The organism is Nocardioides sp. Root151 (genome assembly GCF_001427925.1).
In the GTDB taxonomy this organism is placed as follows: domain Bacteria; phylum Actinomycetota; class Actinomycetes; order Propionibacteriales; family Nocardioidaceae; genus Nocardioides.
Map to the genome: position 1 here is coordinate 973,486 of NZ_LMGG01000004.1, position 26,003 is coordinate 999,488.

A 26,003-nucleotide genomic window follows, 5' to 3' on the forward strand; every position below is an offset into this window, starting at 1 on the left:
CGCTCACATCTCCCCCTGCAGGGTCGCGATGACTCCGTCGATCTCATCCGGCTTGACCAGCACGTCGCGGGCCTTGGATCCCTCGCTGGGACCGACCACGCCGCGACTCTCCATGATGTCCATCAGGCGACCCGCCTTGGCGAAGCCGACCCGCAGCTTGCGTTGCAGCATCGAGGTGGACCCGAACTGCGTCGAGACCACCAGCTCCACGGCCTGCACGACGAGATCGAGGTCGTCGCCGATGTCGTCGTCCAGGTCGCGCTTGCTCTGCGCCGGCGCCGTGACGTCCTCGCGGTACGACGGCTCCAGCTGCTGCTTCACGTGTGAGACGACCGCGGCGACCTCGGCCTCGGTGACCCAGGAGCCCTGCACACGCACGGCCTTGCTGGCGCCCATCGGCAGGAAGAGCCCGTCACCCTGGCCGACCAGCTTCTCGGCGCCCGGCTGGTCGAGGATGACCCGACTGTCCGAGAGCGACGAGGTCGCGAACGCCAGGCGGGACGGGACGTTCGCCTTGATCAGGCCGGTGACCACGTCGACCGAGGGCCGCTGGGTGGCGAGGATCAGGTGGATGCCCGCCGCACGGGCCAGCTGGGTGATGCGGACGATGGCGTCCTCGACGTCACGCGGGGCGACCATCATCAGGTCGGCGAGCTCGTCGACGATCACGCACAGGTAGGGGTACGGCGTCAGCACGCGCTCGCTGCCCGGCGGCACCTCGACCTTGCCGGCACGGACCGCCTTGTTGAAGTCGTCGACGTGGCGGAAGCCGAAGTTGGCCAGGTCGTCGTAGCGCATGTCCATCTCGCGCACGACCCACTGGAGCGCCTCGGCGGCCTTCTTGGGGTTCGTGATGATCGGCGTGATCAGGTGCGGAATGCCTTCGTAGGCGTTCAGCTCGACCCGCTTCGGGTCGACCATGATCATGCGCACCTCGTCGGGCGTGGCCCGCATCATCAGCGAGGTGATCATCGAGTTGATGAACGACGACTTTCCGGAACCGGTGGCACCGGCGACCAGGAGGTGCGGCATCTTCGCGAGGTTGGCGACGACGAAGCCGCCCTCGACGTCCTTGCCGAGCCCGACCACCATCGGGTGGTGGTCGCTGCGCGCCGTGTTGGAGCGGAGCACGTCGCCGAGGGAGACGATCTCCTTGTCCACGTTGGGGATCTCGACACCGATCGCGGACTTGCCGGGAATCGGGCTGAGGATCCGGACGTCGGCCGACGCCACGGCGTAGGCGATGTTCTTCGACAGCGCGGTGACCTTCTCGACCTTGATGCCGGGCCCGAGCTCGACCTCGTAGCGCGTCACGGTCGGGCCACGCATGTAGCCGGTCACCTGCGCGTCGATTCCGAACTCGTCGAGCACCTGGGTGAGCCGGTCGACCACCGCGTCGGAGGCCTTCGACTTCGCCTTGTGCACGGAGCCCGGCTTGAGGTCGTCGCTGCTGGGCAGCGAGTAGGTCACGTCGCCGGAGAGGGCCAGCTGCTCGACCCGGGCCGGCAGCTGGGCGTGCGGCGGGGGCTCGAGGTCTCCCTTGGGGGCAGGCTCCTCTGTCGGCTCGTCGAACGGGATCGGGGTGGGCTCGTCGTCCTGCTGGGCCACGTCGAGGGCGTCGAGCTTGCGCCGACGCTTCTTGACCTCGCGGTCCTCCAGGACCGGGGAGTCATAAGCCGGGTCGCCCATCTCGGCGTCGATCTCGTCGGTGGCGGACTTGCCGCGACGCTTGCGGATCGGCTCCGTGGCCGGCTCGCCGTCGGAGTCGGGCTCCGGGCGGTTGCGACCGAGCATGCGGTCGCGCGCCTCGGCCAGCCTGGCGGGGATCTGGTAGACCGGCGTCGCCGCGATGACCAGCACACCGAAGAGCGCCAGCAGCACAAGAAGGGGTACGACGACGAACGGTGAACGCAGCAGGTCCAGCAAGAGGCTGGAGATCACGAACCCGATGGCTCCGCCGGCCTGCTGGAGGCGCTCGGTGTCGCCCATGACCGGACGCGGGCTGCCGTTGGCGATGTGCACGATGCCGAGCACGCCGAAGGACAGGGCGGCCCAGCCGATCAGCTGGCGACCGACGGGTCCGTTCTGCTCGGGGTCGCGCATGTTGCGCCAGCCGACGTAGACCAGGAGCAGCGGCACGAACCAGGCGAGCTTGCCGACCGATCCGGCGACCGCCGTACGCACGCCGTCCATGACGCCACCCGGGAGCTGCCACCAGACCCCGGCCGCGACGACCACGGCGAGCCCGAAGAGGAACAGGCCGGCGCCGTCACGGCGCTGCTCCGGTTCGAGGTCGCGGGCACTGCGGCCGATCGAGCGCGCGGTCGCACCGAGGGCGTGGGCGATGCCCAGCCACACGGCCGCGACGGCACCGCCGATCGCCACGAAGGCGCGCGAGATGGGGCCAGGTCCGTTGCGAACTGCTCGAGGTGCCGGGCGCTTCGCCGTGGAGGGCTTGCGCTTCGGGGTCGGCTTTCGTTTGGCCTGGCTGCCGGTACTCCGGGTCCGGGTGCTCGAGCCAGTCCTTGCAGACGTGCTCTTGCTCCGCGAACCCGGCGGGGAAGACGTACGGGTCGCCATGCTCAGGACTCTAGGCGATCGCCACTCCAGTCACATGGATAACAGGATGCGTGTCGCACGATTCGACTCCCGCCCATCTCTGGACCGACAGGCTCCAACCTCTTAGTGTGACGTGGGTCACGACACACCCCCAGTCGTGACCCCGACCTCGAACTGGAGGGCACCACAGTGAAGTTCCTCAGGCAGGGCCTCGCCCTGGCCGTCGCGGGAGCCGGCCTCGCCGCGCTACCCGGGCTGAGCGCGAGCGCATCCCCCGCTCCGACAGTCGACGACCGCTCGATGGTCCAGAAGATGAAGGATGAAGCCGACGGGCGAGTCAGCTTCACCAAGGAGACGTCAACCGGGAGGGTCGGCTTCGTCAGGGTGGCCCGCACGGGCGACCTGCTGCCCTCCACCGATGTCAAGGCAACCGACAAGTCGCGTGCGTACCTCGACAAGTACGCACCCGCGTTCGGCGCCACCAGCGACCAGCTGGTGCAGACGCAGGTGGTGCGCAACCGCTACGGCACCACGGTCTCCTATGCCCAGCGCTACAAGGGGCTCGACGTCTTCGGATCCATGGTGCGCGCCCACCTCGACAAGCAGGGCGACCTCACCTCGGTCAACGGCTTCGCCGCCCCCGGCCTCGACCTGTCGGTGACTCCGCGGCTGAGTGCCGGCAAGGCAGGTCAACGCGCCGTGGCCGCGGTCAAGGCCGACCCGCCCGCCCATGGCGGAGAGAAGGCCGACGCAGCGGGCGTCAAGGCAGTCAGCACGGACCTGGTCGTCTACCGCACCGGCTCGACCCGCGGCGCCGACGGCAGCAACGTCCTCGCCTACGTCGTGGAGGTCTCCAACGGTGCGAACATCCGCGACATGGTCTTCGTCGACGCGAACACCGACAAGCTCGTCAACCGCTACTCGATGGTGCACGACGGACTCGAGCGCCACGTCTACGAGCAGAGCTACGCGCCCGCCTCGCAGGTGTGGCAGGAGGGTGACCCCTATCCGGGCTCCCTCAACGAGGACCAGAAGAACATCGTCGACGCGACCGGTGAGGCCTACTGGTTCTTCCGGAACGGCTTCAACCGCGACTCCTACGACGCGGCGGGGCACAAGATGGAGATCGTCAACAACGACCCCCGCATCTCGTGCCCGAACGCCAACTGGAACGGCACCACCACCAACTACTGCAACGGGGTGACCTCCGACGACGTGGTCGCCCACGAGTGGGGCCACGCCTACACCGAGTACACCCACGGCCTCATCTACCAATGGCAGCCCGGCGCCCTCAACGAGTCCTACTCCGACATCTGGGGCGAGACCGTCGACCTGATCAACAACCGCATGGACGAGGACGAGGGCGACATCGACACCAAGCGTCCCGACAACATGTGCTCCACCCACTCTCCCCTGCCGACCGTCGTGACGATCAACTCCCCTGCGGAGATCGCGAAGGTCTGCGAGGCCGGGCCGGCGGCGTTCGGTCCCGAGCTGACCGAGGCCGGCATCACCGGTGACGTCGTGGTCGGTCTGGACGACACTGCTGCTCCCGGCCCGTCGACGACCGACGCCTGCTCCCCGCTGAGCAACGCCTCCGCCGTCGCCGGCAAGATCGCGCTCGTCGACCGAGGCGGCTGCGCGTTCACCATCAAGGTCAAGAACGCCCAGGTCGCCGGTGCCACCGGTGTCCTGGTGGCCGACAACGTGGAGGCAGCACCGTCGGGCATGTCCGGTGTCGACGACACCATCACGATCCCGTCGGTGCGCATCCGGCTCAGCGACGGCAACATCATCAAGGGCGGCCTGGCCAACGGGCCGGTCAACGTGACCATGTCTCTCGCCCAGGACGAGCGCTCGGACTCCTTCCGCTGGCTCATGGGCGAGGACAGCCCGGCCTTCGGCGGCGCGATCCGTGACATGTGGTCCCCCACCTGTTACGGCGACCCCGGCAAGGTCTCTGACGCGCAGTACTACTGCGCGCCCGACGACGGCGGCGGGGTGCACAGCAACTCGGGTGTGCCGAACCACGCCTACGCACTGACCGTCGACGGTGGCGAGTACAACGGAGTGAGCGTGACCGGAATCGGCCTCACCAAGGCCGCCGCGGTGTACTTCCGCGCCATGGCCGAGTACCAGACACCCGCCACCGACTTCACCGACCACGCCGACTCGTTGGCCCAGGCCTGCACCGACCTGGTCGGCCAGCCGATCAACGAGCTCAGCACGGACCCGGACACCACCGCGGTGTCCGACCAGGTGATCTCCGCGACCGACTGCGCCACGTTCGACCAGGTCGCCTCCGCGGTCGAGCTCCGCGAGGAGCCGGTCCAGTGCAACTTCCAGCCGCTGCTCGACCCGAACGCCCCGTCGCTGTGCGGCGCGGACGCGGAGACGGTGACGGTCTGGTCGGAGGACTTCGAGGACGGACTGGCCGGATGGGACACCGACTCCGAGGTGGTCTACCCGGGTGCCACGGGAGCTCCGTGGGAGGCCACCACCGAGGCACCTGACCACACCGGCACCGCGGCGTACGGCGTGGCCGACGACCGCGGCCAGTGCGACGGGTCGGCGCAGGACTTCTCGACGCGCGACTCGATCATCAGCCCGGTGATCACGCTGCCGAAGGGCAAGCTCGCGGGGCAGAAGCTGTCCTTCGACCACTACGTGGCCACGGAGACCGGCTTCGACGGCGGCAACGTGAAGTACCGGGTCGGCAAGAAGGCCTGGAAGGTCGTCCCCGCGTCGGCGTACGTGTTCAACGCGCCGAGCACGCTGGCGACCGCCGAGGCCGGGAACACCAACCCGCTGGCCGGTGAAGACGGGTTCACCGGCACCGACGGTGGCGTGGTGAACGGGTCCTGGGGCCAGTCCCAGATCAACCTGGCGGCGCTGAAGATCAAGGGTGGGTCGTTCCAGATCCGCTTCGACATCGGCCGCGACGGTTGTGGCGGGATCGACGGTTGGTACGTCGACGACGTCCGAGTGACCCTGTGCCAGGTCCAGAAGGGCATCAAGCCGGCCACCGGGAGGACCGACTGACACACCCTCTCCAGCACAGCGGGCCCCCGCCGGACCTCTTCCGTCGGGGGCCCCGCTGTGTCGAGCCGAAGGAGGGAGCGTCCGGCGTCCGGGAGATTCAACGGTGACCAACCCGTTATGCGGAATCTTCTGTGCGCTCTAGACCTTGGTAGCCACAACTTCTAGTGTGACGCAGGTCATGGGCACACCCCCGCCCTGACCTCGGAATGACTATTGGAGGGCACCATCGTGAAGTTCCTCAGGCAGGGCATCGCCCTAGCCGTCGTCGGGGCTGGCCTGGCCGCGGTCCCAGGGCTCAGCGCAACCGCCTCACCCGTGCCGGCCCAGGACGACAAGTCCCTGGTCCAGCAGATGCGCAGCACCGCTGACGGTTCCACCAAGATCAGCGCTGAAGACGCCACCGGCAAGGTCGGCTTCGTCCGGGCCGCTCGCGGCGGCGACCTCATGCCGACCCAGAACGGCACACCGGCCGCGAAGGCCGACGCCTACCTCGACAAGTACGCCGAGGCGTTCGGTGCCCCGCGTGGCCAGCTGGTCCGCGACAGCATCGCCAAGAACGACCTCGGCACGAGCGTGGCCTACGTCCAGGAGTACAAGGGTGTGCCCGTGTTCGGCACCCTGGTCCGGGCGTTCGTCGACAAGGGTGGCGACCTCACCAGCGTGAACGGCGAGGCAGTGCCCGACCTCAACCTCTCGGTGACCCCCAAGATCACCGAGGCAGAGGCAGGCAAGCGCGCGGTCACCCTGGTCAAGGCGCAGCCGCCGACGTCCGATGGCAAGTCGAACACCACGGGTGTGAAGGCCAAGGCCGCCACGCTGCTCGTCTACCGAAGCGGCCTGGTGCAGGGCGTCAAGGGCAAGAGCCAGCTGGTCTACCAGGTCGAGGTCACCAACGAGAAGAACGTGCGCGACATGGTCTTCCTCAACGCCGACACCGGCAAGGTCGTCAACCGTTACTCCACGGTCGACAACGCCCTGGACCGCGAGCTCTACGAAGCCGACGCGAACCGCGACCTCACCCTGGTCTGGAAGGAAGGCGACGACCTCCCCGGCACGTTGAACACCGACCAGGAGAACCTCGTCCGCTCCACCGGCGAGTCCTACTGGTTCTTCAAGAACTCCTTCGGCCGCGACTCCTACGACGGCAACGGCGCGACGATGCGCACGATCAACAACGACCCCGCCATCGCGTGCCCGAACGCCAACTGGAATGGCATCACCACCAACTACTGCGACGGCGTCACGTCCGACGACGTCGTGTCCCACGAGTGGGGCCACGCCTACACCGAGTACACCCACGGCCTGATCTACCAGTGGCAGTCCGGTGCGCTCAACGAGGGCTACTCCGACATCTGGGGCGAGACCGTCGACCTGATCAACAACCGTGAGGACGAGGGCGAGGGCGACCTCACCAAGCACCGCACCGTCGGCCTCTGCGCCGAGAACGGTCCGCGCGCCGTCCAACTGGTGATCAACAGCCCGGCCGACGTCAAGAAGATCTGCCTCGCCGGTCCGGCAGCCTGGGCAGCCGTTCCGGACACCACCGGGTTCACGAACGACATCGTTGTTGCCACTGACGAGGCCAACCCCGAAGGGCCTGCGACCAACGACGGGTGCTCGTCGCTGACCAACGCGGCCGACGTGTCGGGCAAGTTCGCCCTCGTCTACCGCGGCACCTGCGCGTTCACCCAGAAGGCGCAGAACGCCCTGGACGCCGGTGCTGCTGGCGTCATCATCGGCAACTCGCCCGGTGGCGGCCCGTTCGGTCCCGGTGGCGGACTCGAGGAACCCCTCGAGATCCCGGTCATCGGCATCTCGCACGACGACGCCAACCGCATCAGCGGTGCAACCGGTCCGGTCAACGGCACGATCCGCCTCTCCGGCTCGGCCGAGACCAACGAGTCCTACCGCTGGCTGGTCGGTGAGAAGTCGACCGCCTTCGGTGGCGCGATCCGCGACATGTGGATGCCGACCTGCGCCGGTGACCCCGGCAAGGTGTCCGACGCCGAGTACCACTGCTCGACCGACGACAATGGTGGCGTCCACGGCAACTCGGGCGTCGTGAACCACGGCTACGCGCTGCTGGTCGACGGTGGTACCTACAACGGCACCACGGTCAAGGGCCTCGGCCTCGACAAGGCAGCAGCCATCTACTACCAGGCGATGACCGTCTACCAGACGCCGGTGAGCAACTTCACCGACCACGCCAACTCGCTCGAGGCCTCCTGCGCCGACCTGACCAACAAGGCGATCAAGAAGCTCTCGACGCGGGAGAACGACTCGACGGTCAACTACGACAAGATCACCGCCGACGACTGCGCACAGGTCGCGGCGATGACCAAGGCCGTCGAGTTCCGCCTCGACCCGACCGAGCAGTGCGGCTGGCAGCCCCTGCTCGACCCGAACGCCCCGGCCGTGTGTGGCGAGGGCTTCGAGACCCAGGAGATCTTCTCCGAGGACTTCGAGTCGGGCATGGACGGCTGGACCCTCTCCGGCGAGTCCGTCAACGGGCCCTACCCGGACCCGGCCGACTGGGCGACCACCTCGGAGTACCGCGGTGACCACACCGGTTCGGTGGCCAAGGGCAACACCCCCGACCAGGGCGACTGCGCCGACAACGACATCTCCAGTGCGAACTACATGACGAGTGACGCGATCGCGATTCCGGACGACGCCTCGGCGCCGCGGATGACCTTCGAGCACTACATCGCGACGGAGACCGGCTTCGACGGCGGCAACGTGCGGATCAGTGTCAACGACGGGGAGTTCGTGCCGGTTCCGGCCGAAGCATTCACCTTCAACGGTCCCCTGCAGATCTCCACGGTGGCTGAGCAGAACACGAACCCGCTGGCCGGCGAGCCGGGCTTCACCGGCACCGACCCGGGTACGCCGTTCGGCAGCTGGGGCGAGTCGCAGATCGACCTGGCCGCGGCCGGTGTCTCGGCCGGCGACTCGGTCAAGCTCCAGTTCGCGATCGGCCGCGACGGCTGCGGCGGCGTCGACGGCTGGTACGTCGACGACATCAAGGTGCTCACCTGCGAGATCGCCGCGGACATCACCGCGACCGTCTCACCGGCCAAGCCGAAGTACGGCACGGCGGCTTCGGTGAAGGTCAACGTCACCTCGATCGGCGACGACATCCCCACCGGTGACGTCACCGTCACCGAGGGCGACACCGAGCTCGGCACCGCCACGCTCAACGGCATCGCCGCCGCATCGATCGCCCTGCCCAAGACCCTGTCGGTCGGCAAGCACACGCTGACCGTCACCTACTCCGGTGACGACAACTTCAGCGAGTCGACGGCAACGTTGGACGTGACGGTTGCCAAGGCCACGGGCGTGGTCAGCGCGACGGCCAAGCCGTCGACCATCCGGAAGGCCCAGACCAGCACCGTCACGGTGACGGTCAAGGCTGCCGGCGTCTCGCCGACGGGCAAGGTCACGATCGTCAAGGGTGCCAAGGTGCTCGGCTCGGCCACGCTGAGCTCCGGCAGGGCGACGATCAGGGTCGCGGGCTCCAAGCTCGTGATCGGCAAGAACAAGCTGACCGCCAAGTACGCCGGTTCGGCGACCGTGGCGGCCGGCGCAAGGGCCTTCGTCATCACGGTCACTCGATGACCGCATGACGGCCTGACGCATTGGCGCGTGGCCCCGCCGGATTCGTCCGGCGGGGCCACGTGGCATTTCAGGCGAGGGAGTTGAACCACGGGACGACGACGAACGCCGTCGGCAGGGCGAGCACGCCGGACGCCGCCACCACGAGCAACGTGGCCTGGAAGCGGTGCTCCCCCACGTCGCGCAGCAACGTGACCCTGGTGACCAGGCTCGAACCACTCGCCGCGGAGCTCCCGCCGACTGCCACTCCCGACGCACCGAGAGCCGCCGCAGGGGCACGCCCCTCGGCGAGGGCGACCAACGCACGGGCCAACGGCATGGCACCGGAGACCCGGGCCGCCGCACGATCGGCGAGCACCTCGGCCAGCAGCTGCACCTCGGCCAGCGCCGCCTCGCTCGAGACCCAGCGCGGGAAGGCGCGATGCAGCACGCTGAACGCCTCCAGCACCAGGTCGTGCCGGGCCCGGAGGTGGGCGCGCTCGTGGGCCAGCACCGCCTCCACCTCGCCGGTCTCGAGGCGATCGAGCGCCCCGGCCGAGACCACGACCCGGGCGCCGTTCATGCCCGGCACGCAGTAGGCCACCGGCACGTCGTGCTCGAGGACACGCGCCCCCGGGCCGTCGTACGACAGCAGGTCGAGCTGCCTGCGGTGCCGCCGGCGCAGGGCGCGCAGCGTCGTACCGACCTGATGTCCGCTGAGCAGCAGTCGGCCGACGACGATGACCGTGAGGGTCAGCGCGACTCCGGCGACGACGAAGCCGAACACGCTCGGCTCCTGGCGCCACGCGTGGTCGGTGACCAGGGAGAGCCCGGCACCGACCGCCGCGAGCACCGCGCCGAGCGCGACGCTCTGCCACAGCAGCATCGCGGCCCGCGGCGTGCGACGCAGCACGTGCCACCGAGCCATCAGCGAGGGCACCGGGCCGGCGAGGAGCACGGCCAGGGCACCCAGGACCAGGGTGGTCATGTCAGGAGTCGGCCGAGTCGACCCGCGAGAGCTCGGCAAGGGCCTGCTTGAGGGCCGCGATGTCGTCGGCGCTGGCCTCCTCGACGAAGGCGACGAGCGCGGACTGGCGGCTGTCACGGCCGAAGTCGGTGAGCGTCTCGCGCATCAGCTCGGCGGTCATGCTGCCCCGGGACGCGGCAGCGCGGTAACGGTACGCCCGACCGTCACGCTCCTGGTGCACGACGTCCTTCTTGGCCAGCCGGTCGAGCACGGTCATCACGGTCGTGTAGGCGATGTCGCGAGTGCCGGCGAGCTCGGCGTGCACCTCGCGCACGGTGCACGACTCCTGCTCGGGTCGCGACCACAGCACCTCCATCACCGCACGCTCGAGGTCACCCAACCGTGAAGGCGGCCGGGCGGCCTGGCGCTGGCGTGAGGGTTCGCCGGACGTGGGGCGGGCGACGGCGCGTCGTTTCGCTGCGGGCATGGAAACGATTGTACCTACGGCTCCAGTCGTACTACGCTCGGTAGTACCTACTACTCGTTGTCGTAGAACAGGGAGTCACCCGCATGGACGTCGTCGACATCGCACGCTGGCAGTTCGGGATCATCACCGTCTACCACTTCCTGTTCGTGCCGATCACGATCGGTCTCTCCGCGATGATCGCGATCTTCGAGACGATGTGGATCCGCACGAACAACCCGACGTACCTGCGACTGACGAAGTTCTTCGGCAAGCTCTTCCTGATCAACTTCGCGATCGGCGTCGTGACCGGCATCGTCCAGGAGTTCCAGTTCGGGATGAACTGGTCGGACTACTCGCGCTTCGTCGGTGACGTGTTCGGCTCGTTCCTGGCCATCGAGGGACTGCTCGCCTTCTTCCTGGAGTCGACGTTCCTCGGCCTGTGGATCTTCGGCTGGGACAAGCTCCCCCGCTGGATGCACGCCGCCTGCATGTGGATCGTGCACATCGGCACCCTGCTGTCGTCGTACTTCATCCTGGCCGCCAACTCGTGGATGCAGCACCCGGTCGGCCACACCTACAACCCCGAGACGGGTCGCGCGGAGCTCACCGACTTCTGGGCGGTGATGTTCAACAAGGTGCAGGTGGTCGCGTTCCCGCACGTGATCACCGCCTGCTACCTGACCGGTGGCGCGTTCGTGCTGGGCATCTCCGCGTGGCTCTACCTGCGCCGCCGTACGCCGGACGAGGACCGGCCGGTCTACCTCACCGGCGCCCGCATCAGTGCGTGGATCGTGCTCGTCGCCGGGGTCGGCGTGGCGATCACTGGCGACCTGCAGGGCAAGGTGATGACCGAGGTGCAGCCGATGAAGATGGCCGCCGCCGAGGGGCTCTACGAGACCTCCGAGTCGTGCGCGCCGTTCTCGGTCTTCACCGTCGGTACGCCGGACGGCCGGCACGAGAAGTTCGCGGTCACCGTGCCCTGCCTGCTCTCGTTCCTCGGCACCGGCACGTTCGACGGCAAGGTCGAGGGGATCAACCCGCTGCGCGAGAAGTACGCCGAGCAGTACGGCACCGACCCCGGTGCGACGTACTACCACCCGGAGGACTACGTGCCGGTGATCCCGGTGACCTACTGGTCGTTCCGCTTCATGATCGGGCTCGGCATGTCGGCTGCCGCCGGCGCCGCCCTGCTGCTCTGGGTCATGCGTGGCGGACGACGTCCGCGTTCGAAGTGGTGGGGCGTGCTTGCGCTGTCGCTGCCGTTCCTGGCCGTCTTCGGCAACTCCTTCGGCTGGATCTTCACCGAGATGGGCCGCCAGCCCTGGGTGGTCTACGGGTTGATGACCGTCGACAACGCGGTCTCCCCCGGTGTCTCGGTCGGCGAGGCGCTGACCTCGGTGATCGTGCTGACCTCGCTCTACGCAGTGCTGGCGGTGATCGAGTTCGGGTTGCTGGTCAAGTACGCCAAGGCCGGCGCCGAGCCGTTCGTCGAGCCACCGGACCCGAGCCTGCGCGGACCGTCGAGCGGTTCCGACGGCTCCGACGACGACGCACCCCTGACGTTCGCCTACTAGGAGACGACCATGGAACTCACCACCGTCTGGTTCATCCTGATCGCCGTCCTGTGGATCGGCTACTTCACCCTCGAGGGCTTCGACTTCGGCGTCGGCATGCTGCTGCCGGTGCTGGCCCGCGACGACACCGAGCGCCGGGTCATGATCAACACGATCGGCCCGGTCTGGGACGGCAACGAGGTGTGGGTGCTGGTCGCCGGCGGCGCCACGTTTGCCGCGTTCCCGGAGTGGTACGCCACGATGTTCAGCGGGTTCTACCTGCCCCTGCTGGTGATTCTCGTGGCGCTGATCGTGCGCGGCCTGGCCTTCGAGTACCGCCACAAGCGGCCGGAGGCACAGTGGAAGGCCAACTGGGACCGGGCGATCATCTACGGCTCGCTGGTGCCGGCATTCGTGTGGGGTGTCGCGTTCGCGAACATCCTGCGCGGTGTGCCGCTGGACGCCGACCACGAGTTCACCGGATCCGTGCTGACCCTGCTCAACCCGTTCGGCCTTCTCGGCGGGTTGACCACCACCCTGCTCTTCCTGACCCACGGCGCGATGTTCGTGGCGCTCAAGACCGACGGCGAGATCCGGCACCGGGCGCGGGCGCTCGCCTGCCGCCTCGGCGCGGGCGCAGCCGTCGTCGCCGTCATGTTCATGCTCTGGGCCCAGTCGTTGAGCGGAACGACGGGCAGCGCGGTCGCCTTCACCGTCGCGGCCCTCACGTTGCTGGCGGCACTGGTGGCGGCGGCTCGCGGCCGCGAGGGCTGGGCGTTCACGGGCACCTTCGTCACCATCGGCCTCGCGGTGACCGGATTGTTCCTGGCGCTCTTCCCCGACGTGATGCCCTCGAGCACCGACGCCGCGTTCTCCCTCACGTCGACGAACGCAGCGGCCACGGCGTACACCCTGAAGGTGATGACGTGGGTCGCGGTGATGTTCACGCCGCTCGTGATCGGCTACCAGGCGTGGAGCTACTGGGTGTTCCGCAAGCGGATCGCGGTGTACCACATCCCGACACCGGCTCCCGAGACGGCCGCGTCGTGAGGCCACTCGATGCGCGGGTCCTGCCTCACCTGCGTCCGGCCCGGCTGCCGCTGGCGGTGGTCGTGGGTGCCAGTGCGCTCGGCGGCGCCCTCGTCGTGGCGCAGGCGTTCGCGGGTGCCGCCCTGGTCGCCGGGGTCCTCGCCTCCCCGTCGGGTGAGGGTTGGCACCGGGCTGCCTGGTGGTTCGCGGGCATCACGGCCGCCCGAGCCGTCGTCGGCCTGCTGGTCGACACGGCGGCGAGCCGGGCCGCCGGTCGGGTGGGCAACCGGTTGCGGCGCCTGGTCCTCGAGGCGACCCTGCGCCTGTCGCCGGGTGATCTCGGCCGGCGACGTCGCGGCGAGCTCACCACCCTGGCCACCCGCGGCGTGAGCGCCGTCGAGCCCTACCTCACCCGCTACCTGCCGGCCTTGGTGCTGGCCGCCGTGCTGCCGGTGCTGACCCTTGCCGCCATCGCCACGCAGGACCTGCTCAGCGCGCTGATCGTGCTGCTCACCCTGCCGCTGCTCCCGGTCTTCGCGATCCTGATCGGTCTCACCACCCGCGACAGGGCCGACCGGCAGTGGCAGGCGCTGGGCACCCTTGCCGGTCACTTCCTCGACGTGGTGCGCGGACTGCCCACGCTGGTCGCGCACCGCCGGGCCTCCGCACAGGTGCCGCAGATCCGCGCCGTGACCGAGCGCTACCGGCGCACCTCTGCAGACACGCTCAAGCTGGCCTTCGCCTCGTCGGCCGCCCTCGAGCTGATCGCGACCATCTCGGTGGCGCTGGTCGCCGTCAGCGTCGGGCTGCGTCTCGCCGGTGGGTCGATGGACCTCCGGACCGCGCTCGTCGTACTCCTCCTGGCGCCGGAGGCCTACTGGCCGCTGCGTCGCGTCGGCGCCGAGTACCACGCCGCCGCCGAGGGCACCGCCACCTTCGACGCCATCTCCTCCCTCACACGAACCGGCAACTCTTGTGCCGCGAACCGTGGATTCTTGATGCCCGAACCGGCAATTCTTGATGGCTCGCCCCGGACCATCCGACTCGACGAGGTCGCGCTGGCCTGGCCCGACCACGAACCGGTCGTGAGCGGCCTGACCGCCCGCCTGCTGCCGGGAACCATCACCGCGATCGTCGGGCCCTCGGGCTGCGGCAAGAGCACGCTGGTGGAGGCGCTGCTCGGTGAGCTGCCGCTGGCCGGCGGCATGGTTCGGGTCGGACCCGATGACCTGTCGGCGGTCGACCGTACGGCGTGGCGCGGTCGCGTCGCCCACCTGCCACAGCGCCCCTGGCTGTTCGCCGACACGATCGCGGCCAACCTCCGCATCGGCCGGCCCGAGGCCAGCGACGCGGATCTGTACGCCGCACTCGCCGCCGTCGACCTCGCAGAGTGCGTCGCGGACCTGCCCGACGGACTCGGGACACGGCTCGGCGAGGAGGGCCTCGGGCTCTCCGCCGGACAGCGCGCCCGGCTCGGGCTGGCCCGGGTGGTGCTGGCTGCACGGCCGTACGTCGTGCTCGACGAACCGACCGCGCATCTTGACGCGCACACCGAGCGCACCATGCTCGATGTGATCCGCCTGCTGGCCGAGACCAGCACGGTGATCGTGGTCGCGCACAAGGACGCGGTGGTCGACATTGCCGACCAGGTCATCGACCTCGGGCCGCTCGCTCGAGTGCCGGCGGCCGAACTGGCGACGGGTCGGCGCGAACTGGCGACAGGTCGGCGCATCTCGTCAGAGGGCGAACTCGCTGCGCCCGCCCAGCCGGTCGGGGCTGCCGGATGGTCCACACGCATCCCCGTGCCCACTGCCCTCAGGTGGGCGCTCGTCGTCGTCCTGGCCACGCTCGCCGCGTCGTCGGGCGTCGCGTTGACCGCCACGGCCGGCTGGCTGATCGCCCGCAGCGCCGAGCAGCCACCGGTGCTGATGCTGACCGTCGCGATCGTCGGAGTCCGCACGTTCGGCCTGGCCCGTCCGGCCCTGCGCTACGTCGAACGCCTGCTGGGCCACGACCTCGCCCTACGCACCCTGGCCAGCCGCAGGAGTCGCATCTTCGAGCAGCTGATCCCGCTCGTCCCCGGCCGACTGGGCCGCCACGGCGATGTGCTCACCGGGGTCGTCGACGACGTCGACGCGCGTCTCGACCACCTGCTCCGGGTCCGTCTGCCGTTGGCCACCTGGCTGGGTGTCTCGGTGTTGTCCGGGATGCTCGCCTGGATCGTGCTGCCACGCGCCGTGGCGCCGGTGCTGGCGGTGGCACTCATCGGTGGCAGCTGTTCACTCGTGATCGGCTGGGCCGGTGCCAGACGGCACGAGCCAGGCTTCGTCGAGGCGCGCGCCGACGTCGGCCGTCGCGCGTCCGACGTGGTCGGCTCGGCCAGGCAGCTCGTGCTCTGGGGCGCAGGCACGACGACCCTCGACCGGGTGGACCGCGCCGCGACGCAGCTCGCCCGGCACTCCCGGGCCAGTGCCACTGGCGTCGCACGTGGTCGCTCGATCGCCCTGCTCAGCGCCGGTCTCGGCACGGTGGCCGTGGCCGTCGTGGGGTCCCCGGCGATGGCCGAGGGCCGGCTGAGCGGCCCGATGCTGGCCCTGCTCATGCTCCTCCCCCTGGCGCTCGCCGAGGTGACGTCGCCGCTGGCCGACGCCGGGGCCCTCTGGGTGCGCACCCGGGCCGCCGAGCAGCGCCTCACAGCACTCACCGCAACGCCGCCGGCCGTCGTCGACCCCGAGGTCGCCGCGCCACTTCCGCAGTCGACACACACCGTCACCCTCGCCGACGCCTCGATCTCCTGGCAGGAGGGCGTGGACGCCGTACGACACCTGTCCCTCGACCTCCCACCCGGCGCGCTGGTCGGCGTCACCGGTCCCTCGGGCTCCGGCAAGTCGACCCTGGCGCTCGCGCTGATGAAGCTGCTGCCGGTCACCGCCGGCACGCACACGATCGACGGGGTGCGGGTCGCCGACCTCGCCGGGGACGACGTACGCCGGGTGGTCGGCCTGCTGGACGACGATCCGTACCTGTTCGGGTCCACGGTCGTCGAGAACGTACGCCTGGCCGAGCCGGCAGCCACTGACCTGGAGGTCGAGCTGGCCCTGCGCGCGGCCCACCTGGGCGACTGGATCGACACCCTCCCCGACGGCCTGCACACCCGCATCGGCGACAGCGGGGTCGAGGTCTCCGGTGGCGAGCGCGCCCGGATCGGCCTGGCCCGCGCGGTCCTCGCCCGCCGCAACGTGCTGGTGCTCGACGAGCCGACGGCTCACCTCGACACCGCGACCGCACGGGCCGTGGCCGCCGACCTGCTGGCCGCCAACACCGGCCGCAGCCTGGTCTGGATCACCCACGACACCGTGGGCCTCGACGCGATGGATCACGTCGTGCGGTTGGGCGATGCGGCCGAGGCGCCCGTCGGGGTGGCCGGCTGAGCGCTCCGCGGTGGCCCAGCGTCGTAACAGGTCCGTTGAACGACGCAGGGCCACCGCTGGAGGGCACTAGGGTGGCGCCGATGACCACCGACACCCGCGGATCCCGCCACTGGTCCGGCCTGGCCGGCGCCTACGCCGACACGTTCGCGCACTACTGCGCCGGCACCATCCCGGCCGTCCTCGAGCGCACGGCCGTCCCAGGTGCCTGCGACGTGCTCGAGGTGGGAGCCGGCACCGGCCTGTTGTCGGCCCGGCTCGTCGAGACCGGCGTCCGGCTGACCGCCACGGAGCCGGACGCGGACATGCTGGCGATCGCACGGGACGCTCTGCCCGACGGCACCAACCTGATTCGTGCCGGGCTGCCGGAGTTGCCGTTCCGGACCGGGCTGTTCGACGTCGTGATCGCCAACTTCGTGATCAACCACGTGGGCGATCCGCGCGCCGGAGTGGCGGAGCTGGCGCGCGTCGCGCGACCCGGCGGCCGGGTGCTCTTCACCGTGTGGCCCTCAGGCCCCACGGTCCAGGCCGAGCTGTTCGCCCGCGTGCTGGCGGAGGAAGGGGTGACTCCCCCGCCCTCCGACATGTTGCCGCCGCACCTCGACTTCGAGCGCTCCCCTGAAGGCGTCGCCGCGCTCTGCGACGACGCCGGCCTGGCCGATGCCTCCGTCACCGAGGTCGCGATCCGCTGGCGGATCCACCCCGACGACTTCTGGCGCGGGATCGAGGCCGGCATCGGCGTCATCGGCAGGACCGTGCAGTCACAACCTGACGAGGCGCGTGCCCGCCTGCGCGCGTCGTACGACGACCTCAGCCGCGACCTGCTCGACGGCGACGACCTGGTGTTTCCCGCAACCGCACTGCTGGCCGAAGGAGAGAAGGCATGAGCGTCACCGTCGGCCCCCTGGAGGCGGGAGACCGCGCCCAGTGGGAGTCCCTGTTCACCGGCTACCTCGAGTTCTACGAGTCGGCGTTGCCCCAGCAGGTCTACGACCGCAACTGGGAGGCGTTCGCCGCGGACGACACCTTGCATGCCCTCGGTGCGCGGATCGACGGACGGCTGGTCGGCATCACGCACTTCCTCACCCACGCCGACACCTGGGGTGACGACGTCTGCTACCTCGAGGACCTCTTCACCGCCTCCGACGTACGCGGCAAGGGTGTGGCGCGGGCGCTGATCGAGGCGGTCGCCGCGTGGGCCTCCGCGCACGGCTGCGCCAAGCTCTACTGGCACACACACGAGACCAACGCGACGGCGCGGCTGCTCTACGACAAGGTGGCCGAGAACCGCGGGTTCATCCGCTACCAGCGCGCGCTCTGACCCAGGGCGAAACGCAGGACGGAGCTCGGGACGTCCTGCGTTCCGGCTGCCGGGGCAACCACGACGCAGGACGTCCTGACGACGCGGTCAGGCCTCGATGACGACCGGGACGATCATCGGACGGCGGCGGTGCTTGTTGCTCACCCAACGCCCGATGACCCGGCGGATCGACTGCTGCAGCTGGTGGCTGTCGTTGACGCCCTCGGCCATCGCCTTGTCGAGCGCGTCGATGATCGGCTTCTTGATCGCGTCGAACGTCGAGTCGTCCTCGGCGAAGCCACGCGCGTGGATCTCGGGGCCGCTGACCACCTTGCCGGACTGCGAGTCGACGACCACGATCACAGAGATGAAGCCCTCCTCGCCGAGGATGCGGCGGTCCTTGAGCGACGACTCGGTGATGTCGCCCACCGACGTGCCGTCGACGAAGACGTAGCCGCACGGCACCTTGCCGGCGATCTCGGCCTTGCCGTCGATCAGGTCGACCACGACGCCGTCCTCGGCGATGACGACGTTCTCGACGCCGGTCTCACGGGCCAGGGCGGCGTTGGCGCGCATGTGCCGGATCTCGCCGTGGATCGGCAGCACGTTCTTCGGCTTCACGATGTTGTAGCAGTAGAGCAGCTCGCCGGCGCTGGCGTGGCCGCTGACGTGGACGAGGGCGTTGCCCTTGTGCACGACGTTGGCGCCCCACCGGGCGAGTCCGTTGATCACCCGGTAGACAGCGTTCTCGTTGCCGGGGATCAGCGACGAAGCCAGGACGACGGTGTCGCCCTCCTCGATGTGCACGAAGTTGTGATTGCGCTGGGCGATCCGCGACAGGGCACTCAGCGGCTCACCCTGGGAGCCGGTCGAGATCAACACCTGCTTGTGCGGCGCGAGGTCGGCCAGCTCCTTGGCGTCGACGATCACGCCCGGCGGCACCTTGAGGTAGCCGAGCTCCTTGGCGATCGCCATGTTGCGCACCATCGAGCGGCCGACGTACGCGACCTTGCGGCCGTGGGCCACCGCGGCGTCGAGCACCTGCTGCACGCGGTGGATGTGGGAGGCGAAGCAGGCCACGATGATGCGTTGGTCGCGCGACTTGTGGAAGACGCTGTCGAGCACCGGCCCGATGCTCTTCTCGGTCGTCGTGAAGCCGGGCACCTCGGCGTTGGTCGAGTCGGTCATGAAGAGGTCGACGCCCTCGTCACCGAGCCGGGCGAACGCGTTGAGGTCGGTGATCCGGCCGTCGAGCGGCAGCTGGTCCATCTTGAAGTCGCCGGTGTGCAGCACGAGACCGGCGCCGGTACGGATCGCCACGGCCAGCGCGTCGGGGATCGAGTGGTTGACCGCGACGAACTCGAGGTCGAACGGCCCGAAGGTGATCGTGTCGCCCTCCTTGACCACGTGGTGCACCGTCTCGCGGAGGCGGTGCTCGCGCAGCTTCGAGCCGAGCAGCGCCAGGGTCAGCTCGGAGCCGACCAGCGGGATGTCGCCGCGTTCGCGGAGGAGGTACGGCGTGGCACCGATGTGGTCCTCGTGGCCATGGGTCAGCACGAGCGCCTCGACCTGGTCGAGGCGGTCACGGATGGACTCGAAGTCGGGCAGGATCAGGTCGACGCCGGGGTGGTGGTCCTCGGGGAACAGGACGCCACAGTCGACGATCAACAGGCGGCCGTCGTACTCGAAGACCGTCATGTTGCGTCCGACCTCGCCGAGGCCGCCCAGCGGGGTGATCCGCAGTCCACCCTCCGGCAGGTCGTGCGGTGCGGAGAGCTCGGGGTGCGGATGGCTCAAAGGGTGCTCCTCAGATGAGACCGGAGGCCGCGAGCCCGGTGCGAAGTGCGGCGACTTCGTCGTCGTCGAGTTCGACGAGGGGGCTGCGGACATGCCGGTTGTCGATGACGCCGAGCAGCTGAAGTGCTGCCTTGGCGGTGGTCGCTCCGTAGTTGGGGACGCCCATGACGGCGTCGATCGCGGGGAGCAGGCGCGTGAAGATGGTGAGGGCCTCAGCCGTGTCGCCGGCCAGGTAGGCGTCGACCAGGGCCCTGGTCTCGTTGCCGGCAGCGTGAGCGACGACCGAGACGACGCCGACGGCGCCATGGGCCAACCAGCCGAGGTTGGCGATGTCGTCGCCGGAGTAGACCGCGTAGCCGAGCTCGCGCAGGCGTACCCCGCGTGCGAAGTCACCGACCGCGTCCTTCACCGCGATGACCGACTTGATCTTGATCGCCTCAGCATAGGTTTCGAGGGCAATCTGGGTGGCAGTGCGACCCGGGACGTCGTACAGCATCACCGGCACGTCGGTGGCCGTGGCCACCTGCGTGAAGTGGTGGAGCACGCCCTTCTGGGACGGCTTGTTGTAGTAGGGGGTGACCAGCAACAGGCCGTCGGCGCCGTTCTTCTCGGCCTGCTTGGCCAGCTCGATCGAGTGCACGGTGGTGTTGGTGCCAACGCCCGCCACCAGCTTGATGTCGGCTCCGACCGCGTCACGGACCGCCGCCAGGATCTGGCCGTCCTCCTCGACCGTGGTCGTCGGCGACTCGCCGGTGGTGCCGGAGACCACGATGCCGTCGTGGCCGTTGTCGACCAGGTGCTTGGCGATCTTCTGGGTGCCCTCGAAGTCGACGGAGTCGTCGTCGTGGAACGCAGTGGCCATCGCGGTGAGCACGCGACCGAAGGGCGCGTCGGGGGCAGCGGAGGTCATGGGGACAGGCTATCGCTCCCCGGCCCGGACTCCACGCACGACCCGACCGCCATGGGACGTGAGGCTGGTCTCCGAGACCTCAGACGTGCGGCATGACCTCGGCGGCCACGACCTCCAGGTGGTCGAGGTCGGCCAGGTCCAGCACCTGCAGGTAGATCCGCTCCGCGCCGAGCGCCTCGAAGCGCTTGATCTTGGCGATCGCCTCGTCAGGCGTGCCGGCCAGGCCGTTCTCACGGAGCTCGTCGGGCTCGCGACCGATCGCCTCGGCCCGCCGCTTGATCTCGGCCTCGTCGCGGCCCACGCAGAGCACCAGCGCGTTGGACCAGTGCAGCGAAGCGGGGTCGCGGTCGATCGCCTCGCACACTGCGCGGACGCGGCCGAACTGGGTCGCGGTGGTCTCCTCGTCGACGAACGGCAGGTTGAACTCGTCGGCGTAGCGCGCGGCCAGCTCCGGCGTACGACGCTTGCCGAGGCCGCCGATCAGCACCGGCGGCTTCGCCTGCGCGGGCTTGGGCAGCGCCGGGGAGTCGGTGATCGGCCAGGTGGCGCCGTCGTACGAGAACCGCTCCCCCACGGGCGTCGCCCACAGGCCGGTGATGATCGCGAGCTGTTCCTCGAAGCGGTCGAACCGCTCCTTCGTCGACGGGAAGGGAATGCCGTACGCCGAGTGCTCGGCCTCGAACCAGCCCGCCCCGATGCCGAGCTCGACCCGCCCTCGGCTCATCTGGTCGACCTGCGCCACCTGGACCGCCAACGGGCCGGGGTGCCGGAACGTCGCCGACGTCATCAGGGTGCCGAGCCTGATGGTCGTGGTCTCGCGGGCCAGGCCGGCCAGCGTGGTCCACGCGTCGGTGGAGCCGGGCAGGCCCTCGGTGCCCATGCCGAGGTAGTGGTCCGAGCGGAAGAACGCTCCGAAGCCGAGTCGCTCTGCGGCCAGGGCGACCTTCAGGAGGTCGTCGTACGTCGCGCCCTGCTGGGGTTCGGTGAAGACACGGAGTTCCATGCGTTCACCCTGTCATGCGTGCCCCAACGGACGTGGCGCGCTCAGGCCGGGAAGCGCTCGCGCAGCAACGGCAGCACGTGGTGCTCCAGCAGCGGCGCGAGGTCGTCGTACGCGTCGTCGAGGCCCATCCAGCGCATCTCCTCGATCTCGGAGGCGATCACCGGTTCGGCGTCAGGCGTGGTCAGGAACGCGTCGGACTGCACGAGGTGACCGGGCTCGTTGGCGGCCAGCGCGAGAAAGCTGCCGAGCGGAAGCAGCTCGCCGGGCCGGAGTCCGACCTCCTCCTCCGCCTCACGACGGGCGGCATCAATCGGCGCCTCCCCCGGCTCGAACTTGCCGCCCACCAGCATGAACCTGTCGGTGCCTCGCTTGCGGACGGTGAGCACCTGCCGGTCGCGGACGAAGGCGACCGCCGCCACCTCGATCGTGGGCGGCGGCGCGATGCGTTCCCACCAGACCCAGTCGAGCCCGGGGCCGGGGACCCGCTCCTTCTCGGCCCATTCGGCCGGGTCGAAGTCGGGGAAGTGCGCGTCGCCCTCGGGCTCGAGGTCGATCTCGGTGAGCACCTGATGGGTGGCCAGCGGCATCGCCTGCTCGTAGATCTGGGTGCCGCCTGCGATCACGGTGTCGCCGGGTTGGCCGGTGGCCAGGGCCAAGGCCTCCTCGAGCGAGTGCGCGACCAGCACCTGGTCGGCGTACTCGCCGGCGGTCCAGTCACGATCGCGGGTGACCACGATCGTCGTACGCCCGGGCAGTGGCCGGCCGATCGAGTCGTACGTCGCCCGCCCCATCACCAGGGTGTGACCGAGGGTGACCCGCTTGAAGTGCGCGAAGTCCTCGGGGATGCGCCACGGGATCTCGCCCTTGTTGCCGATCACCCGGTTGCCGGCGTACGCCGCCACCATGACCACGCGCCGGTCGGCACCGCAAGGATCCACGATTGGCGCATCAAGAACTGCCGGTTCGCGCATCAAGAATCCACGGCTCGTGTGTGAGCTGCTCGGCGAGGGTGACGTCGCGTCATACGGCGATGGGGGCCTTGATGCCCGGGTGCGGGTCGTAGCCCTCGATCGAGATGTGGTCGAGGTCGAACCCGTCGATCTCGGTCACCGAGCGGTCGAGGTGCAGCGTCGGCAGCGCGCGCGGCTCGCGGGTCAGCTGCAGGCGGGCCTGGTCGAGGTGGTTGGAGTAGAGATGCGCGTCGCCGAGGGTGTGCACGAAGTCGCCGACCTCGAGCCCGGCCACCTGGGCCACCATGTGGGTGAGGAGGGCGTAGGAGGCGATGTTGAACGGCACGCCCAGGAAGACGTCGGCACTGCGCTGGTAGAGCTGGCAGCTCAGACGGCCCGGCCCGTCGTCCTGAGGGGCGACGTAGAACTGGAACATCGTGTGGCACGGCGCCAGCGCCATCTCGGGGATGTCGGCGACGTTCCACGCAGAGACGATGTGGCGGCGGGAGTCAGGGTTGGTGCGGATCTGGTCGATGACCTGCTTGATCTGGTCGACGTGGTGGCCGTCGGGCGTGGGCCAGGAGCGCCACTGGTAGCCGTAGACCGGACCGAGGTCACCGTTGTCGTCGGCCCACTCGTCCCAGATCGTGACGCCGCGGTCCTGGAGCCACTTCACGTTGGTGTCGCCACGCAGGAACCACAGCAGCTCGGCGAACACCGAACGGGTGTGGATCTTCTTCGTGGTCACCATCGGGAAGCCGGCGGAGAGGTCGAAGCGCATCTGGTGCCCGAAGACGCTGCGAGTGCCGGTGCCGGTGCGGTCGTCCTTCTCGACGCCGTCGTCGAGGACACGTTGGACCAGATCGAGGTATGCCTGCACCCCTGCAGCCTACGACGCGTGCTTCCATGGATGGGTGACCCACACCGAACTCGGACTACTGGTCCTTTCCGGATCCTCCGGACGTCTCGAGACGCAGCGGTGCGAGGTGCTCCGCTCCCACGGCATCGCCGCCGAACCGGTCCAGTGGTTCGGCGGCCCCGGCCAGCCCGCCACACCCCGCCGCATCCCCCTGGAGACCTTCCGGGAGCCGCTCGACCGGCTCGCCGGGCAGGCCCGTCGCATCGGCGTCCTGGGTACGTCGTTCGGCGCGGAGGCCGCACTGCTGCTGGCGATCCGCGACATCCGCATCTCCGCTGTCGTGGCGCTCTCCCCCACCTCCGTCGTGTGGGAGACCTCGGACATGGTCGATGACCGGCCGGTGCACGATGCCAAGTGGACCTGGCACGGCGAACCCCTGCCCGGGGTGCCGTACGTCGAGCAGGCCGGACGCGACCTCGCCGACACGTGTGCCCTGCACGAGGCCAGCCTGGCCGAGCTGAACGGGCAGCGTGACGAGGTCACCATCCCGGTCGAGAAGATCGACGCCGACGTGCTCGTCGCTGCCGGAGGGGACGACCGGGTCTGGCCGGCGGGCCGGTTCTGCGAGGAGATCGTCTCGCGCCGGTCCCGGCACGGCCAGGACACGACGTACGTCTTCCACCCGAAGGCCGGCCACCGCGTCGTACTCCCCGGGGAGGTCGCACCCGTCCCGCGGGCCGACCTGCCGCCCGGTGGCACCACCGACGCCGAGCGCGAGCACGGCGAGCAGGTCCTGGACGCACTGCTGGCCCTGGCCCGCTGACCAGTCGCCGGTTCGTGCCAACCCGTCGCCAGTTCGACCGCAGCCGACCTGCTGCCTGTGGAGGGACGTCGGGATTCTGTGGACAACCCACACCGGCTCTGTGGACGACACGCGCATTACCTGTAGAACCAAGGGAATGTTCCCGGAAACCCTTGCGTGGCGCGGGTCACACGACATAGAACTGTGCCTACGCACTTCCTCCGGGAAGAGCGGGACAGTCCGGAAGCAAGGTTCACACGTCGGGGCAACTCGACGCAGTGACTGGGTGACGAAGTCACTGGGGCCGGACACAAAGGACTGTCGATCGGTTTGCGTCACCGGTACCGGTCAAACGAAGGGCCCTTGCAACTCATACTTGCGAGGGCCCTTCACCTATTTCTGCACTTTAACTTCCCTGTACCCCGCGCAGGCCAACGCCGTACGGCGTGTCGCCGAACAGTCAGGGCACCAGCACCGCGTCAGGCGTGCAGGGTCAGGCGTGCAGTGACATCGGGCCGTAGACCTCACGCTCGGCCTCGAACAGGGTCACCGCGTCGACACCCTCGGCGGCCAGCTCGGCGTAGAACTCCCCCACCCACGACTCCGCGTCCGCCTGGCTGGAGAACGTCTGGCCGGCCAGGTCGCCGGTGATCTCCACCACGGCGCCCGTGGCGTCCTCGAGTCGCCAGACCCACGGAGTGGGCGGCTGGGGGCTCGGCTTGAAGGTCGGCGGCTCTTCGGGAACGTTTGCCATGGGGTGAGACTAGCCGGACCATCTTTGACGAACGGGGGCGGCGGTGGCAGATTTCGGCGTGGTACCCCGCGGCAACGCGTCGTACTGCACGTCCCGCTCTGGGGAAGCCGGTGAGAGTCCGGCGCTGACCCGCAGCCGTAAAGCCGGAACACCGGACGGGATGGTGGCTCCACCCGTCGAGGTCTGCGGATCGGGAGCCGGACGCTCCGGGTCCGGTTCAGCTCCGTGTGCCCCACTCATCAAGAAGGGCTCCCGCCCATGCGTTCGCTCCGCTCCTCGATCGCCACCGCGATCTCGCTGTTCCTTGCCGGACTGGTCATCGCTGCCACGCCCGGCAGCGCCCACGCCGCCGACGTCTACCGCTACTGGGCCTACTACACGGTGACCGACGGTGCCTTCGTCACCCAGGAGACCGGACCGGCCGGTGCGACGCCGGCCGACGGTTCCGTCGAGGGCTACCGCTACGCAGCCCCGGCGGACTTCAAGAAGCCCAACCTCCCGCGCGCCGACCTCGCGACGGTCAACTTCGACTCGGTCTGCGGCGACAAGGAGGCCGCTGCCGGCGAGAAGCGCGTGGCCGTGCTGATCGACTACGGCGTCGAGGCCGACGCCAACGGCGCCGAGGTCCCCCAGCCCGAGGCGCTGTGTGCCGTCGTGCCCGAGAAGGCCAACGGCCTGCAGACCCTCCAAGCAGTAGCGCCCGACCTGCGCACCAAGAAGTCGTCGTTCGGCCCGCTGCTGTGCGGCATCAGCGGCTACCCCGCCACGGGTTGCGCCGACGAGAAGGCCGACGCCGGAACGCCTGCCGACGAGGGCAACGTCGAGTTCGCCACCGCGTCCTCCGACGACAAGGGCGCCTCCGACTCGTCCAAGGCCAATGACGACAAGGACGACAGCAACACCGGCGTCCTGCTCGGCGTCGGCGGCCTCATCGTGGTGCTCCTCGCCGGCGGCTTCTACCTGAGCCGTCGCAACCGCTCAGCCGCCTGA

General features: G+C 69.4%; 18 protein-coding genes and 1 riboswitch. Of the genes, 9 read left to right on the forward strand and 9 right to left on the reverse strand.

The genetic code is table 11. The annotated features are described in order from the left end of the window. Nucleotides 1–3 precede the first annotated feature (3 nt). Nucleotides 4–2,580, reverse strand: a complete 2,577-nt coding sequence (locus ASD66_RS13240) for a DNA translocase FtsK (RefSeq protein WP_082599481.1) — start codon at nt 2,578–2,580, stop codon at nt 4–6. A 168-nt stretch (nt 2,581–2,748) separates the two neighbouring features. On the opposite strand from ASD66_RS13240, the gene ASD66_RS25635 reads away from it, so the two are divergent. Next, the gene (locus ASD66_RS25635; protein ID WP_056891183.1) at nt 2,749–5,601 is read left to right on the forward strand and encodes a M4 family metallopeptidase; all 2,853 of its coding nucleotides are present in this window, start codon (nt 2,749–2,751) and stop codon (nt 5,599–5,601) included. 228 nt (nt 5,602–5,829) lie between these two features. Next, a complete protein-coding gene (locus tag ASD66_RS13250) occupies nt 5,830–9,219 on the forward strand; it encodes an Ig-like domain repeat protein (RefSeq protein WP_156388661.1) in 3,390 nt (1,129 codons plus the stop codon). 67 nt (nt 9,220–9,286) lie between these two features. Here ASD66_RS13250 and ASD66_RS13255 read toward each other — a convergent pair whose 3' ends face one another. Both ASD66_RS13255 and ASD66_RS13260 read right to left on the reverse strand, forming a co-directional pair. Next, on the reverse strand, nt 9,287–10,183 hold the full coding sequence (locus ASD66_RS13255; protein ID WP_056678428.1) for a M56 family metallopeptidase: 897 nt from the start codon (nt 10,181–10,183) through the stop codon (nt 9,287–9,289). A gap of 1 nt (nt 10,184) precedes the next feature. Beyond that, nucleotides 10,185–10,649 carry a BlaI/MecI/CopY family transcriptional regulator gene (locus ASD66_RS13260; protein ID WP_082599482.1) on the reverse strand — a complete coding sequence of 155 codons (465 nt, stop codon included), beginning with the start codon at nt 10,647–10,649 and terminating at the stop codon, nt 10,185–10,187. A gap of 83 nt (nt 10,650–10,732) precedes the next feature. Between ASD66_RS13260 and ASD66_RS13265 the strand changes: the two genes are divergently transcribed. The 5 genes from ASD66_RS13265 (at nt 10,733) to ASD66_RS13285 (ending at nt 17,959) form a co-directional block, all read left to right on the forward strand. Next, nucleotides 10,733–12,202, forward strand: coding sequence for a cytochrome ubiquinol oxidase subunit I (locus tag ASD66_RS13265; RefSeq protein ID WP_056678435.1), 1,470 nt, complete (start codon nt 10,733–10,735; stop codon nt 12,200–12,202). 9 nt (nt 12,203–12,211) lie between these two features. Beyond that, on the forward strand, nt 12,212–13,231 hold the full coding sequence (cydB, locus tag ASD66_RS13270; RefSeq protein WP_056891186.1) for a cytochrome d ubiquinol oxidase subunit II: 1,020 nt from the start codon (nt 12,212–12,214) through the stop codon (nt 13,229–13,231). Continuing rightward, complete coding sequence (gene cydD / locus ASD66_RS13275) at nt 13,228–16,641, forward strand: thiol reductant ABC exporter subunit CydD (RefSeq protein ID WP_056891187.1); 3,414 nt, start codon at nt 13,228–13,230, stop codon at nt 16,639–16,641. The genes cydB and cydD overlap by 4 nt, the downstream gene beginning before the upstream one ends. A gap of 80 nt (nt 16,642–16,721) precedes the next feature. Next, nucleotides 16,722–17,525 carry a class I SAM-dependent methyltransferase gene (locus tag ASD66_RS13280; protein WP_056891188.1) on the forward strand — a complete coding sequence of 268 codons (804 nt, stop codon included), beginning with the start codon at nt 16,722–16,724 and terminating at the stop codon, nt 17,523–17,525. Beyond that, the gene (locus ASD66_RS13285) at nt 17,522–17,959 is read left to right on the forward strand and encodes a GNAT family N-acetyltransferase (protein WP_056891189.1); all 438 of its coding nucleotides are present in this window, start codon (nt 17,522–17,524) and stop codon (nt 17,957–17,959) included. The genes ASD66_RS13280 and ASD66_RS13285 overlap by 4 nt, the downstream gene beginning before the upstream one ends. A gap of 87 nt (nt 17,960–18,046) precedes the next feature. Here ASD66_RS13285 and ASD66_RS13290 read toward each other — a convergent pair whose 3' ends face one another. The 5 genes from ASD66_RS13290 to ASD66_RS13310 form a co-directional block, all read right to left on the reverse strand. Further along, nucleotides 18,047–19,735 (reverse strand): ribonuclease J, encoded by a 1,689-nt coding sequence (locus ASD66_RS13290; RefSeq protein WP_056678455.1) that lies wholly within the window; start codon nt 19,733–19,735, stop codon nt 18,047–18,049. 10 nt (nt 19,736–19,745) lie between these two features. Next, entirely contained in the window at nt 19,746–20,645 is a 900-nt protein-coding gene (gene dapA / locus ASD66_RS13295; RefSeq protein ID WP_056891190.1) for a 4-hydroxy-tetrahydrodipicolinate synthase, read from the reverse strand. A gap of 79 nt (nt 20,646–20,724) precedes the next feature. Further along, nucleotides 20,725–21,648: an LLM class F420-dependent oxidoreductase gene (locus tag ASD66_RS13300; RefSeq protein WP_056891191.1), complete on the reverse strand. Its 924-nt coding sequence runs from the start codon at nt 21,646–21,648 to the stop codon at nt 20,725–20,727. Nucleotides 21,649–21,689: 41 nt separating this feature from the next. Further along, the gene (locus ASD66_RS25280; protein ID WP_235530083.1) at nt 21,690–22,586 is read right to left on the reverse strand and encodes a dihydrofolate reductase; all 897 of its coding nucleotides are present in this window, start codon (nt 22,584–22,586) and stop codon (nt 21,690–21,692) included. 82 nt (nt 22,587–22,668) lie between these two features. Further along, complete coding sequence (locus tag ASD66_RS13310; protein ID WP_056678465.1) at nt 22,669–23,478, reverse strand: thymidylate synthase; 810 nt, start codon at nt 23,476–23,478, stop codon at nt 22,669–22,671. 34 nt (nt 23,479–23,512) lie between these two features. Between ASD66_RS13310 and ASD66_RS13315 the strand changes: the two genes are divergently transcribed. Beyond that, nucleotides 23,513–24,280 (forward strand): acyl-CoA thioester hydrolase/BAAT C-terminal domain-containing protein, encoded by a 768-nt coding sequence (locus ASD66_RS13315; protein WP_056891192.1) that lies wholly within the window; start codon nt 23,513–23,515, stop codon nt 24,278–24,280. Between the two features lie 472 nt (nt 24,281–24,752). On the opposite strand, the gene ASD66_RS13320 is transcribed toward ASD66_RS13315, so the two are convergent. Then, the gene (locus ASD66_RS13320) at nt 24,753–25,013 is read right to left on the reverse strand and encodes a hypothetical protein (protein WP_056891193.1); all 261 of its coding nucleotides are present in this window, start codon (nt 25,011–25,013) and stop codon (nt 24,753–24,755) included. A gap of 101 nt (nt 25,014–25,114) precedes the next feature. Then, a riboswitch (cobalamin riboswitch) is annotated at nt 25,115–25,166 on the forward strand. A gap of 105 nt (nt 25,167–25,271) precedes the next feature. Between ASD66_RS13320 and ASD66_RS13325 the strand changes: the two genes are divergently transcribed. Beyond that, nucleotides 25,272–26,003 (forward strand): SCO2322 family protein, encoded by a 732-nt coding sequence (locus ASD66_RS13325; RefSeq protein WP_056678474.1) that lies wholly within the window; start codon nt 25,272–25,274, stop codon nt 26,001–26,003.